Here is a 12515-nt window from a genome sequence, read left to right on the forward strand (position 1 = left end):
CAGCTTCCTTAGTGGTTGCAGCCTGGGCCGTGGACGTGATCGTCGTCATCACCCTCAACGTCGGCCGGTTCCATTTCCAGTTGCAGGCTCATCAGGTTGGTGGCCAGTGGGCGCATCAGCAGGTTGGCGTACTCGGCGTCGCCTTCTTCCACGTCCACACCGATCAGCAGTTGGCCACGGCCGTCGTGCTGAATCCAGACTTCCTTGCCCTGCCAGATCACGGCAACGCGGGTGCAGGAGGTTTGCAGCTGGGTGCCGTCGGTGTCTTCAAGGATCAGTTGCAGGGTATCGGTGCTCATAAATAGCTCTCGGCCGTGTGGCGTTAATTGATCTGGAAAGGATATACCGCGCCCAGTTTAAGGATTTGCGTCAGTTCATCCAATGCCGTCCGGCATTCAAGCAGCAATTGCGGGTCAGCCAGGTCGCTTTCGCGCAGGCTGTCGCGGTAGTGCTTGTCGACCCACTGGGTCAGCGTTTCATACAGCGGCGCGGTCATGATAACCCCTGGGTTCACCGCCGCCAGCTCGGTTTCGTTCAACGCCACGCGCAAACGCAGGCACGCCGGGCCGCCGCCGTTCTGCATGCTTTGCTTGAGGTCGAAGACCTTGACCTCGCGGATCAAACCACCGGCAGCGGTCAGACCTTGCAGATACTGCCAGACACGTGCGTTGGCGCGGCACTCTTCCGGCACGATCAATAGCATCGAGCCGTCGGCGCGGGTCAGCAATTGGCTGTTGAACAGGTAGGAACGCACCGCGTCTTCGACGCTGACCTGGGCACGCGGCACGCACACCGACTGGAAGTTGCCGCCCAGCTTGCCCAACTTGGCCTGCAACTCGGCAAGCATCGTCTCGGTGTTGAGGAACGCGTCCTCGTGATAGAACAGCATTTCGCCATTGCCCACCGCGATCACGTCGTTATGGAACACGCCGGCATCGATCACCGCCGGGTTCTGCTGGGCGAAGACCACGCCAGCGTCTTTCAGGCCGTGCAGGCGGGCGACGGCCTGGGAGGCTTCGAGGGTCTGGCGCGCCGGGTACTTCTGCGGCGCCGGGTAACGGGTGTCGAACGCGCTGCGGCCGAACACGAAAAACTCCACGCCGGCCTCGCCATAGTCACGGCAGAAACGTGTGTGGTTGGCCGCGCCTTCGTCGCCGAACTGCGCCACCGCCGGCAACGCGGCGTGGTGGGCGAAGTGTTTCGCATCGGCAAACATCGCCCCCAATACGCGGCTGGTGGTCGGGTGTTCGATGCTGCGGTGGTATTTGCAGTTGAGGTTGGCGGCGGTGAAATGCACGCGGCCATCCGCCGTGTCGGCGCTCGGGCTGACGGTGGCGGCGTTGGCCACCCACATGCTCGACGCCGAGCAACTGGCGACCAGCAATGGCATGGCGTGCTTGGCCGCGTGCTGGATGACCTGGGCATCGCTGCCGCTGAAGCCGAGGTTGCGCAAGGCAGCCACGTCCGGGCGTTCCTGCGGCGCCAGCACGCCTTGCACAAAACCCATGTCCATCAGCGCTTTCATTTTCTGCAGGCCCTGCAACGCCGCTTCCTTGGGGTTGGAAGCTTGCTGGCTGTTGCTCTGGGACGCGACGTTGCCGTAGGACAAACCGCCGTAGTTATGGGTCGGCCCCACTAGACCGTCAAAATTGACTTCATAGGATTTCATCGGCGAGGCTCCACGAACATCTGTTTTTATAGGCAATCTTCAACACACCCCGGGTCAAGTGTGGGAGGGGGCTTGCCCCCGATAGCAGTCTGCCAGTTGATGAATCAGGTGACTGATCCACCGCTATCGGGGGCAAGCCCCCTCCCACCTTTAGATCAGTGTAATGCCGGGGGTGAGTGTGGCTGGCAGCACCAGGCTTGGGGTTTCCAGGGACGCCACCGGGTACGCGCAATAATCCGCTGCGTAATAGGCGCTGGCGCGATGGTTGCCCGAAGCCCCGACACCACCGAACGGCGCGGTACTGGCGGCGCCGGTCAGTTGTTTGTTCCAGTTGACGATCCCGGCGCGGCTTTCCAGCCAGAATTGCTGGTAGCGCGCTTCGGAGTCCGACAACAAACCGGCGGCCAGGCCGTATTGGGTGTTGTTGGCCTCGGCAATCGCCGCGGCGAAATCAGCGTAGCGGATCACCTGCAACAGCGGGCCGAACAACTCTTCATCGGCGCGCTCGCTCACTTCGGTCACGTCAATGATGCCCGGGGTCAGCAACGCGGCCTGAGCCTGCGGCTGGGTCATTTCCAGCAGCGCCACGGCGCCGTTGGCCAACAGCAGTTCCTGGGCGTCCATCAAGGCTTTCGCCGCCGCCAGGGAAATCACCGAGCCCATGAACGGCGCCGGTTGCTGGTCGAATGCACCGACCGTAATCGTCGCGCTGACCGCCACCAGCCGCGCCAGCAGCGCATCGCCCCAGGCGCCTTCGGGCACCAGCAAGCGACGGGCACAGGTGCAACGCTGGCCGGCCGAGATAAACGCCGATTGGATGATGGTGTAGACCGCCGCATCCACGTCGGCCACTTGATCCACCACCAGCGGGTTGTTACCGCCCATTTCCAGGGCCAGGATCTTGTCCGGGCGCCCGGAGAACTGCTGGTGCAGGTGGTTGCCGGTGCGGCTGGAGCCGGTGAAGAACAACCCGTCGATACCCGGGTTGGCCGCCAGGGCGATCCCGGTTTCCCGCGCACCTTGCAGCAGGTTCAACACGCCCGCCGGCAGGCCGGCTTCGATCCAGCATTGCACGGTCAACTCGGCGACTTTCGGGGTCAACTCGCTGGGTTTGAACAACACGGTATTGCCCGCCAGCAACGCCGGGACGATATGCCCATTGGGCAGGTGGCCGGGGAAGTTGTAAGGACCAAACACCGCCACCACGCCGTGAGGCTTGTGGCGCAGCACGGCGGTGGCGTCGCCCAGCGGGCCGCTCTTCTCGCCGGTACGCTCGCGGTAGCTTTGCACCGAGATTGCGATCTTGTTGGCCATGCTGGTGACTTCGGTGGCCGATTCCCACAGGGGCTTGCCGGTTTCTTCACCGATGCAGCGGGCGATTTCATCTGCGCGGCTTTTCAAGGCATTGGCGAAGGCTTCGAGCACGCCGATGCGCTCTTCCAACGAGCGCCGGGCCCATGCCGGAAACGCCTGGCGCGCCGCCTGCACGGCGGATTCGACCTGTTCGGCGCTGGCGCCATTGCCGGCCCACAGCACGTGCTGGGTCACCGGGTTGCGCGATTCGAACAGCTCACCCTGGCCAGCCAGCCAGCTACCTGCGATATACAGCGAATTCATTATTTCGACTCCCGAGCAGCAGACAACGGTACGGCACGCACTTGATCGCCCACCACCAGTTGCAGGCGCTTGGCGGTCAACGGATCAACCACCAGCGTGCCTGCCGCCAGGCGGGCCGGTGCGGCGGTGATGCGGCACTCTTCGCGCTTGCGGTTATGGATCAGGAACGGCGTGGCGTCGTCGCCTGGCGTGCCGATGGCCAACACCAGCGACTGGCTGTCGCGCACCGCACGGATCTTGCTGGTCTCACATTCCACCGCTGGGCCGGCGTCGAAAATGTCGACATAGCCCTGGTAGCTGAACCCTTCGCTCTTGAGCATGCTCAGCGCCGGCTCGGTATCCGGGTGGACCTTGCCGATCACGTTGCGCGCATCCTCGGACAGGAAGCAGCTGTACAGCGGAAATTTCGGCATCAACTCGGCGATAAAGGCTTTGTTGCCCACGCCGGTGAGGTAATCGGCCTGGCTGAATTCCATCTTGAAGAAGTGTCGGCCCAGGCTTTCCCAGAACGGCGAACGCCCGGCTTCATTGGACACGCCGCGCATCTCGGCGATGATCTTGTTGCCGAACAACTGCGGGAACTCCGCGATAAACAGCAGGCGCGCCTTGGCCAGCATGCGGCCGTTGAGGCCGTTGCGGTAATCGGCGTGCAGGAACAACGAACACAGTTCGGAGTTGCCGGTGAGGTCGTTGGCCAGGAACAGCGTCGGGATCTCACGGTAGATATTCAGCTCCTGGGAGGCGCTGACGGTCAGGCCGACCCGGAAGTTGTACCAGGGCTCGCGCAGGCCGACGGCGCCGGCGATGGCGGAAATCCCCACCACGCGGCCTTCGTCGTTTTCCAGCACGAACAGGTAGTCGGCATCCCCGCGCCCGGCTTCGCCGCGGAAGGTTTTTTCGGCCCAGCCGACCCGGTGGGTCAGGCGCTCTTCGTTGGCCGGCAAGGTGGTCAGGCCGGTGCCGGTGCTGCGCGCCAGATCAATCAGGGCCGGTAAATCGCTGCTGCGTACGGGACGAACGATCATGCTATCTCCTCAGGCGGGCCGCCCGTTCAGGCCACCCGCAAAACTCTGCGTTAAACCGCAACCAAACGCACGCTGGCGCCTTCGCCGACGCCCAGGGCTTCGGCTGCTTCCAGGTCCAGGGTCACCGGTTTGCCGGGCGCGTAGTCCAGCTCCAGCAGCACCGCGCGGTAATCCTGCAACTGCGCGTTGCTCACCAGGTACTGGCGGCCGACACCCTTGACCCTCTCGCCGATCTTCACCGGCACCACGCGGCTCTGGGCGATCGAGCGAATGCCCGAGACCCGTGCGTGCAGCGTCGGGCCGCCGTCGAAGATGTCGATGTAGTGATCGGTCTCGAAGCCTTCGCGCATGAGGATGTCGAAGGTGATCTGCGCACGCGGATGCACCTGGCCCATGGCTTCCTGAGCTTCGTCCGGCAGCAGCGGCACGTAGATCGGGTAGTGCGGCATCAGCTCGGCGAGGAACGTGCGGCTTTTCAGCCCGCACAGGCGCTCGGCGGCGGCGTAGTTGAGGTCGAAGAAGTTGCGCCCGATGGCGTCCCAGAACGGCGAATCACCGTTCTCGTCGCTGTAGCCGACAATCTCGGTCACCACCGAGTCGGCGAAGCGCTCGGGATGGCTGGCGACGAACAACAGGCGGCCGCGGGAATTGAGTTCCGACCACGGCGAACCGACCAGCTCCGGCACCACGTAGAAGCTGGTGAGCAGGCTGTTGCCGGTGAGGTCGTGGCACTGGGAAAGCACGTGGATCTTGTTGTGGATCTTCAGCTCGCGGGAGGCGTGGACGAAGGTCTCGTTACGGAAGCTGTAGAACGGTTCCGAGTAGCCGGCCGAGGCGACGATGGCCGAGCAGCCGACGAGCTTGCCGGTCTCGGTGTCTTCGAGCACGAAGAAATAGCTTTCTTCACCGTTGAAACTGACCTCGGCAGCGAAGGACGCTTCGCTGGCGGCGATCTTGTCGCTCAGGCGCTCCACATCGTCCGGCAAGGAGGTGACACCAATCGGGCTGTCCGCAGCCAGACGCTGCACCTCGCCCAGATCAGCCATTTGCGCGGGGCGCATCACCAGCATGGTGTCACTCCTTAACTCGAAAAACTCATAGGAAAAAGTACCGGACAGGTCAGGAACAACACATATCCAATGTGGGAGGGGCGGTGCGACGATTCGACTTGCCCCCGATAGCGGTGTATCAGTCACCAGATGTATCAACTGACAGACTGCTATCGGGGGCAAGCCCCCTCCCACATTCGACCCAGTCCGACAGATAAATGTGTATCAGGCTTGGGTCAGTGTTTTAACGGCACGTTCGAAGCGATCCAGACCTTCATTGATGTCCGCATCCTCCACCACCAGGCTCGGCGCGAAACGCACCACGTCGGGGCCGGCTTGCAGGATCATCAGGTTTTCTTTCTCGGCCGCGTTGAACACGTCCTTGGCCTTGCCTTTCCAGGCGTCGCTCAACACGCAACCGAGCAGCAGGCCGAGGCCGCGCACTTCGCTGAAGATCCCGTATTGTTTGCCGATCTGTTCCAGGCGGGCCTTGAACAGGTCGTGCTTGGCGTTGACGCCGGCCAGCACTTCAGGCGTGTTGATCACATCGATCACCGCCCCCGCCACCGCACACGCCAGCGGGTTGCCGCCGTAGGTGGTGCCGTGGGTGCCGACCACCAAGTGCTTGGCCAAGGCTTCCGTGGTGAGCATCGCGGCAATCGGGAAACCGCCGCCCAGGCTCTTGGCGCTGGTGAGAATGTCCGGCACCACACCGTAGTGCTGGTAGGCGAACAGATGGCCGCTGCGGCCCATGCCGGTCTGCACTTCGTCGAACACCAGCAGCGCGTCGTGGGCGTCGCACAGTTCGCGGGCGCCTTGCAGGTAGGCCAGCTCGGCCGGCAGTACGCCGCCCTCGCCTTGCACCGGTTCCAGCACCACGGCGCAGGTCTTGTCCGACACGGCAGCTTTCAGCGCGGCCAGGTCATTGAACGGCACATGGGTGATGCCAGTGATCTTCGGCCCGAAGCCGTCGGAGTACTTCGACTGGCCACCGACGTTGACGGTGAACAGGGTGCGGCCGTGGAAGCTGTTGAGGGCGGCGATGATCTCGTATTTCTCGCTGCCGAAGCGGTCGAACGCCACGCGACGGGCCAGCTTGAACGCAGCCTCGTTGGCTTCGGCGCCGGAGTTGCAGAAGAACACACGCTCGGCAAAAGTGGCGTCGATCAACTTGTGGGCCAGGCGCAGGGCCGGCTCATTGGTGAAGACGTTGGAGACGTGCCACAGCTTGTGGGCCTGTTCGGTCAACGCACCGACCAGCGCCGGGTGGGCATGGCCCAAAACATTGACCGCGATGCCGCCGGCAAAGTCGATCAGCTCGCGACCCGCCTGGTCCCACACGCGCGAACCTGCGCCGCGCACGGGGATGAATGCGGCAGGTGCGTAATTGGGCACCATGACCTGGTCGAAATCGGCACGTTGCACCGGGGCTTGCTCAACGGACATCGGAGTCTCCTGAAGAGGAACGCCTGCCTGGAACTGGCGGGCGATGCAGGGATTGTAAGGACAGTTTTCAGCGCGGCCTTGCCGCCAAGCGACAACTTCTTATAGCGCCAACCCGCGATTTTGGCGGGTTTACGCCAATGCGACAAATAGCATCGCAATGGCGCAGTTTAAACGCTACCGGGGCACAGCGGCAGGTGGTCGAGCAGGATAGGCGTAACTTGGCCGGCGGCCGGCTATCTATCTACCGCAGGGATCGCGCGGGTGAGATCAACCGCGTTCGGACGGCACCGACGACAACTCGAACGGGCTGCTGCTGCGTCGCTGGTTGCGGTCTTCGCGGGGGGTGGCGCCGAAGAAATTGCGGTAGGCGCTGGAGAAGTGCGGCCCCGAGGAGAAGCCGCAGGACAGGCCGATCTGGATGATCGACTTGCTGGTTTGCATCAGCATCTGGCGGGCCTTGTTCAGGCGCAGTTCCAGGTAATACTGGCTGGGGACGCGATTGAGGTATTGCTTGAAGATGCGTTCCAGTTGTCGTCGCGACACGCAGACATGCTGGGCGATTTCGTCGGTGGTCAGCGGTTCTTCGATGTTGGCCTCCATCAACAGCACCGCCTGGGTCAGCTTCGGATGGCTCGAGCCCAGGCGGTTTTGCAGAGGGATGCGCTGGCGCTCGCCGCCTTCGCGGATGCGCTCCACCACCAGTTCCTCGGACACCGCACCGGCCAGCTCGGCGCCGTGATCACGGGCCAGCACCGCCAGCAACAGGTCGAGTACCGACATGCCGCCACAGGCGGTCAGGCGATCGCGGTCCCAGTCGAACAGATGGCTGGTGGCGATGACCTTGGGGAAGCGCTCGGCGAAATCGTCCTGCCAGCGCCAATGCACGGCGGCGCGGTAGCCGTCGAGCAGACCGAGATGAGCCAGCGGGTAGACACCGGCCGACAAGCCGCCGATCACACACCCGGCGCGCACCAGTTGCTTGAGCGCGGTGCTGAGCTGCGAAGCGATCGCGGTGGGCGGTTCGTCGGCCAGCAGAAACAGTTTCTGGAAGCCTTCGAGCTTGCCGGCCCACGGCCCGCCGGGCAGTTGCCAGGCGCCATCGGTCTGCGGTTCGGCCTGCAGAAACGACAGTTCATAGACCACCTCCGGATGCACCCGCTGAGCAACGCGCAAGGCCTCCTCAGCCAGCGCAAGCGTCAGTGCTTTTGTGCTGGGCCAAATCAGGAAACCAATTCGATGGGCAGTCATGGAGGGCTATCCGAAGCAAAAACAGTGAAAGAAGCCGTGGGCCAATGCTAGCCCGTAAACGAACACAAATCTCAAAAACGATGAACATCCAATGTGGGAGGGGCGGTGCGACGATTCGACTTGCCCCCGATAGCGGTGTATCAGTCACCAGATGTATCAACTGACAGACTGCTATCGGGGGCAAGCCCCCTCCCACATAAAAGGAGTGGCTACTTCAAGCTGCCGGAGAGGAACTGCTGAAGCCGCTCAGACTGGGGATTGACCAGCACTTCGCGCGGGTTGCCGCGTTCTTCGACGATGCCTTTGTGCAGGAATACCAGCTGGTTGGACACTTCACGGGCAAAGCCCATTTCGTGGGTCACCACCACCATGGTGCGGCCCTCCTGGGCCAGGTCCTGCATGACTTTCAACACTTCGCCGACCAACTCCGGGTCCAGCGCCGAGGTGGGTTCGTCGAACAGCATCACCTCCGGCTCCATCGCCAGCGCACGGGCAATCGCCACGCGCTGTTGCTCGCCACCGGACATATGGCCGGGGAACGCATCCTTACGATGGCCCACGCCGACTTTGGCCAGGTAGTGCTCGGCCTTTTCCCGCGCGTCCTTTTTCGACATGCCCAGCACATGCACCGGGGCTTCCATCACGTTTTCCAGCGCGGTCATGTGCGACCACAGGTTGAAATGCTGGAACACCATGGACAGGCGCGAACGCATGCGTTGCAGCTGTTTCGGGTCGGCGGCCCGCAGGGCGCCGTCTTTGCCGGCCACCAGTTTCAGCTCTTCGTTATTGAGCAGGATCTTGCCGGCGTGGGGCTGCTCCAGCAGGTTGACGCAGCGCAAAAAGGTACTTTTGCCCGAACCGCTGGAACCGATGATGCTGATCACATCACCGGCCGCGGCGGCCAGGGACACGCCTTTGAGCACTTCATGACTGCCATAGCGTTTATGCAGGTCTTGGACTTCAAGCTTGTACATGCGGTCGGTTCTCACAAAAACAGGTGGTCAGTCGTTGAGCAAGCGCCCGTGACGCAGCGCTTCGCGCCCCGCCACCTTGGCCAGCCAGAAACCCGCTTGGGCATAACGTAGCCGTTCAACGGCAAACAGCACCCCCGAAGTGCCGGCGCAGATGATGCTCACGCGGTCTTCCAGAGGGTCGATCACTTCAAAAACCGGCTCGCCGGCGTCCACCCAGTCACCGGCTTTACGCAGGTAACTGATCACGCCAGCGTGGGGTGCAAACAGCAATTCGGTGCCTTCGAAGGGCACGCCTTCGCAGGGTTCGTGACGTGGCGCCGGCCACTCACCTTTAATCAGGCCCTGCTCGGCGAGGAACGCGAGGATGCCTTCGGCGTGGAAGATCGCTTCGTCGCGGCCGGTATCGGCCTGGCCGCCCAGTTCCAGGGTGGTCGCCAGGCACGCCAGCGGAATCTGCGCCTCGGGGAACGCCCGCGACACACGCAGCCAGGGCAGCGAGCAGGCTTCATCGAACGAACTGCCGCCGGAGTCTTCCGCCAGCAGCCCGACTTTCACATTCAAATGCGCCGACAGCGACCGCCACTGCGGCCAATGCTGGGGCAGCGCGTACATGTGCAGCGCGGCTTCGGCGTCGCAATGCAGGTCGAGGACGATGTCCGCGGTGCAGGCGTGGCTCAGCAGCACCCGCTGCATGCCTTGCAACTGGCTGGCCGGCGCGGGCAGCGCGTCGAGCGTATCGCGCATCGCCTGGCGGATCACGCGCACGTTGGCATGGGGATCATCGCCGAGCTTGCCGTGCAGTTGTGCGATCAGCGGTTCGCTCAACTCGACGAAATCGCGGTTGAAATTCTTGCCGCTGCCAATCTCGAAACGCCCTTGATGGCTGCCTTGCAACAGCTGGCCCAGGCCCATCGGGTTGGCCACCGGCACCAACTCGATCACGCCGTTGAGCGCGCCTTGCTGTTCCAGTTCGGTCAGGCGCTTTTTCAGCTCCCACGCGGCACGCATCCCCGGCAGTTCATCGGCGTGCAGGCTGGCCTGGATGTAGGCCTTGCGCTCGCCGCTGCCGAAACGGAACACGCTCAGTTGGCGCTCGCAACCCAGGTGGCCCCAGGGCAACAGGTGATCGATACGTTCCATATCAGTGCTTCCGTGGAGCCAGGTAGCTCAGCCAGCGGCGCTCGGCCAACTTGAACAGGCGCACCAGGATGAAGGTCAGGCACAGGTAGAACGCGCCGGCGGTGATATAGGCTTCGAACGGCAGGTAGAACTGTGCGTTCACCGTGCGCGCGGCACCGGTGATGTCGATCAGGGTGACGATGGATGCCAGGCTGGTGGTCTGCAGCATCATGATCACTTCGTTGCTGTACTGCGGCAGCGCCCGGCGCAGGGCCGATGGCAGCAGGATGCGGCGGTACAGTTTGTAGCGCGACATGCCCATGGCCTTGGCCGCTTCGATCTCGCCGTTGGGGGTGGCCTTGAGGCTCCCGGCGATGATTTCGGCGGTGTAGGCGCTGGTGTTGATCGCAAAGGCCAGGCACGCGCAGAACGTGGCGCTGGACAACAGCGGCCACAGGAAGCTCTCGCGCACCGCCTGGAACTGGGCCAGGCCGTAGTAGATCAAGAACAGCTGCACCAGCATCGGTGTGCCGCGGATCACATAGGTGTAGAGCCAGGCCGCGCCGTTGACGATCGGCTGCTTGGACACCCGCATCAAGCCCAGGGGCAAGGCGGCGAGCAGGCCGAAGAACAGCGAGATGGCGAGCAGTTTCAGGGTGGTCAGCAAGCCGCCGAGGTACAGCGGCATGGCGTCCCAGATGACGTTGTAGTCGAAGATCATAGATCAGCCGCCCTTACGCCTACCGAGTAGCGCTTCTCAAGATGACGCAAGGCCAGCAACGATACGCTGGTGATAACCAGGTACATCGCCGCCACTGCGAGGAAGAAGGTAAAAGGCTCGCGGGTGGCATCCGCCGCCTGCTTGGCCTTGAACATCATGTCTTGCAGGCCCACCACCGAAATCAGTGCGGTGGCCTTGGTCAGGACCAGCCAGTTGTTGGTAAACCCGGGGATCGCCAGCCGGATCATCTGCGGCACCATCACCCGGAAAAACACCTGGAAAGGGCTCATGCCATACGCCAGGCCGGCTTCGGCCTGGCCCTTGGGGATGGCCATGAAGGCGCCGCGGAAGGTTTCCGACAGGTAGGCGCCAAAGATGAAACCCAGGGTGCCGATACCGGCGGCCAAGGGGTTCAAGTCGATATAGTCGTCATAGCCGAGCATCGGCGCGACGCGGTTGAGCAGGTCCTGACCGCCGTAGAAAATCAGCAGGATCAGCACCAGGTCGGGAATCCCACGGATCACCGTGGAGTACAAGTCACCCAGCCAGGCCAACCAGCGCACCGGCGACAGGCGTAACGCGACCCCGATCAGACCCAGAACGATGGCCAAGGCCATGGACGACAAGGCGAGCTGAAGCGTCAACCATGCGCCATCGAGGATGACAGCCCCGTAGCCTTTCAACATGATTCAGGTCCTCGAAAAGGGGGATGAAAAAATGGCGCAAACCTCAGGAATTCTGTTGCTTGCGCCATTCTGGACAGACCGCTGCGACGATTTACTTGGCGTCTGGGCCGTAAATATCGAAGTTGAAGTACTTGTCCTGGATAGCCTTGTACTTGCCGTTGGCACGAATCGCAGTGATCGCAGCGTTGATGCGGTCCAGGTTTTCCTTGTCGCCTTTACGTACCGCGATACCGATGCCATCGCCGAAGTATTTGCTATCGGTAAAGGCTGGGCCGGTGAACGCGTAGCCTTTACCCGCAGCCGTATCGAGGAAACCTTCCTGCAACAGGGTGGCGTCAGCCACGGTGCCGTCGAGGCGACCGGCTTCCACGTCCAGGTAGATTTCGTTCTGCGAGCTGTAAGGAACAACCGTGGCACCTTTAGGTGCCAGTACTTCCTTGGCGAAACGGTCGTGGATCGAACCGCGCTGCACGCCGATCTTCTTGCCTTTCAACTCATCCAGGCTGTCGCTGACGGTCGTGCCTTCCTTCAACACCAGGCGCGCCGGGGTCAGGTAGTAGCGGTTGGTGAAGTCCACGGACTTCTTGCGGTCGTCGGTGATGGACATGGACGACAGGATCGCGTCGATCTTGCGCACTTTCAGCGCGGGGATCAGGCCGTCGAACTCTTGCTCGACCCAAGTACACTTGACCTTCATCTCTTCGCACAGAGCGTTGCCGATGTCGTAGTCAAAACCGACGATGTTGCCATCCGGCGCCTTCGAGGCAAACGGAGGGTACGCCGCTTCGATACCAATTTTCAGAGGCTTGCCTTCAGCGAAAGCCTGCATGGACAGCACGGACAGCGCCAGGGCGCCCAACAGCACGAGTTTCTTCATCTTGGGACTCCATCGGTATAGGGCAAAACAGCAGTATGAGCCATGGCCCACGATGCGACTGAGTGAAACCGAATAGCGGTGCTG

General features: G+C 62.5%; 12 protein-coding genes. All 12 read right to left on the reverse strand.

The annotated features are described in order from the left end of the window. Positions 1 to 8 precede the first annotated feature (8 nt). On the reverse strand, positions 9 to 299 hold the full coding sequence (locus tag JN756_RS25005; RefSeq protein WP_017849207.1) for a hypothetical protein: 291 nt from the start codon (positions 297 to 299) through the stop codon (positions 9 to 11). Positions 300 to 322: 23 nt separating this feature from the next. Continuing rightward, complete coding sequence (astB, locus tag JN756_RS25010; protein WP_046382327.1) at positions 323 to 1669, reverse strand: N-succinylarginine dihydrolase; 1347 nt, start codon at positions 1667 to 1669, stop codon at positions 323 to 325. A 150-nt stretch (positions 1670 to 1819) separates the two neighbouring features. Next, the gene (gene astD / locus JN756_RS25015) at positions 1820 to 3289 is read right to left on the reverse strand and encodes a succinylglutamate-semialdehyde dehydrogenase (protein WP_165933344.1); all 1470 of its coding nucleotides are present in this window, start codon (positions 3287 to 3289) and stop codon (positions 1820 to 1822) included. Continuing rightward, positions 3286 to 4311, reverse strand: a complete 1026-nt coding sequence (gene astA, locus JN756_RS25020) for an arginine N-succinyltransferase (RefSeq protein WP_017849210.1) — start codon at positions 4309 to 4311, stop codon at positions 3286 to 3288. The genes astD and astA overlap by 4 nt, the downstream gene beginning before the upstream one ends. Positions 4312 to 4361: 50 nt before the next feature. Further along, positions 4362 to 5381, reverse strand: coding sequence for an arginine/ornithine succinyltransferase subunit alpha (gene aruF / locus JN756_RS25025; protein ID WP_017849211.1), 1020 nt, complete (start codon positions 5379 to 5381; stop codon positions 4362 to 4364). A gap of 204 nt (positions 5382 to 5585) precedes the next feature. Next, positions 5586 to 6806 carry an aspartate aminotransferase family protein gene (locus JN756_RS25030; RefSeq protein ID WP_046382325.1) on the reverse strand — a complete coding sequence of 407 codons (1221 nt, stop codon included), beginning with the start codon at positions 6804 to 6806 and terminating at the stop codon, positions 5586 to 5588. 267 nt (positions 6807 to 7073) lie between these two features. Next, positions 7074 to 8054: a GlxA family transcriptional regulator gene (locus JN756_RS25035; protein ID WP_017849213.1), complete on the reverse strand. Its 981-nt coding sequence runs from the start codon at positions 8052 to 8054 to the stop codon at positions 7074 to 7076. Positions 8055 to 8263: 209 nt separating this feature from the next. Further along, positions 8264 to 9028 carry an ABC transporter ATP-binding protein gene (locus tag JN756_RS25040; RefSeq protein WP_046382323.1) on the reverse strand — a complete coding sequence of 255 codons (765 nt, stop codon included), beginning with the start codon at positions 9026 to 9028 and terminating at the stop codon, positions 8264 to 8266. A gap of 27 nt (positions 9029 to 9055) precedes the next feature. Continuing rightward, on the reverse strand, positions 9056 to 10168 hold the full coding sequence (locus JN756_RS25045; protein ID WP_046382322.1) for a succinylglutamate desuccinylase/aspartoacylase family protein: 1113 nt from the start codon (positions 10166 to 10168) through the stop codon (positions 9056 to 9058). 1 nt (position 10169) lies between these two features. Further along, positions 10170 to 10868, reverse strand: a complete 699-nt coding sequence (locus tag JN756_RS25050; RefSeq protein ID WP_017849216.1) for an ABC transporter permease — start codon at positions 10866 to 10868, stop codon at positions 10170 to 10172. After that, on the reverse strand, positions 10865 to 11554 hold the full coding sequence (locus tag JN756_RS25055; RefSeq protein WP_010566615.1) for an ABC transporter permease: 690 nt from the start codon (positions 11552 to 11554) through the stop codon (positions 10865 to 10867). Before JN756_RS25055 ends, JN756_RS25050 begins: the two co-directional genes overlap by 4 nt. A gap of 91 nt (positions 11555 to 11645) precedes the next feature. Beyond that, positions 11646 to 12431 (reverse strand): L-arginine-binding protein AotJ, encoded by a 786-nt coding sequence (aotJ, locus tag JN756_RS25060; RefSeq protein ID WP_017849217.1) that lies wholly within the window; start codon positions 12429 to 12431, stop codon positions 11646 to 11648. Positions 12432 to 12515: the final 84 nt, after the last annotated feature.

Source organism: Pseudomonas sp. Y39-6 (assembly GCF_023651955.1).
GTDB classification, from domain to species: domain Bacteria; phylum Pseudomonadota; class Gammaproteobacteria; order Pseudomonadales; family Pseudomonadaceae; genus Aquipseudomonas; species Aquipseudomonas veronii.

Excerpts from the sequence above, each read along its gene's own strand:
- JN756_RS25005 (WP_017849207.1), bottom strand. The coding sequence starts at position 299 with ATGAGCACCGATACCCTGCAACTGATCCTTGAAGACACCGACGGCACC.
- JN756_RS25040 (WP_046382323.1), bottom strand. The coding sequence starts at position 9,028 with ATGTACAAGCTTGAAGTCCAAGACCTGCATAAACGCTATGGCAGTCAT.
- aruF (WP_017849211.1), bottom strand. The coding sequence starts at position 5,381 with ATGCTGGTGATGCGCCCCGCGCAAATGGCTGATCTGGGCGAGGTGCAG.
- astA (WP_017849210.1), bottom strand. The coding sequence starts at position 4,311 with ATGATCGTTCGTCCCGTACGCAGCAGCGATTTACCGGCCCTGATTGAT.
- JN756_RS25035 (WP_017849213.1), bottom strand. The coding sequence starts at position 8,054 with ATGACTGCCCATCGAATTGGTTTCCTGATTTGGCCCAGCACAAAAGCA.
- aotJ (WP_017849217.1), bottom strand. The coding sequence starts at position 12,431 with ATGAAGAAACTCGTGCTGTTGGGCGCCCTGGCGCTGTCCGTGCTGTCC.
- JN756_RS25030 (WP_046382325.1), bottom strand. The coding sequence starts at position 6,806 with ATGTCCGTTGAGCAAGCCCCGGTGCAACGTGCCGATTTCGACCAGGTC.
- JN756_RS25050 (WP_017849216.1), bottom strand. The coding sequence starts at position 10,868 with ATGATCTTCGACTACAACGTCATCTGGGACGCCATGCCGCTGTACCTC.
- JN756_RS25045 (WP_046382322.1), bottom strand. The coding sequence starts at position 10,168 with ATGGAACGTATCGATCACCTGTTGCCCTGGGGCCACCTGGGTTGCGAG.
- astB (WP_046382327.1), bottom strand. The coding sequence starts at position 1,669 with ATGAAATCCTATGAAGTCAATTTTGACGGTCTAGTGGGGCCGACCCAT.
- JN756_RS25055 (WP_010566615.1), bottom strand. The coding sequence starts at position 11,554 with ATGTTGAAAGGCTACGGGGCTGTCATCCTCGATGGCGCATGGTTGACG.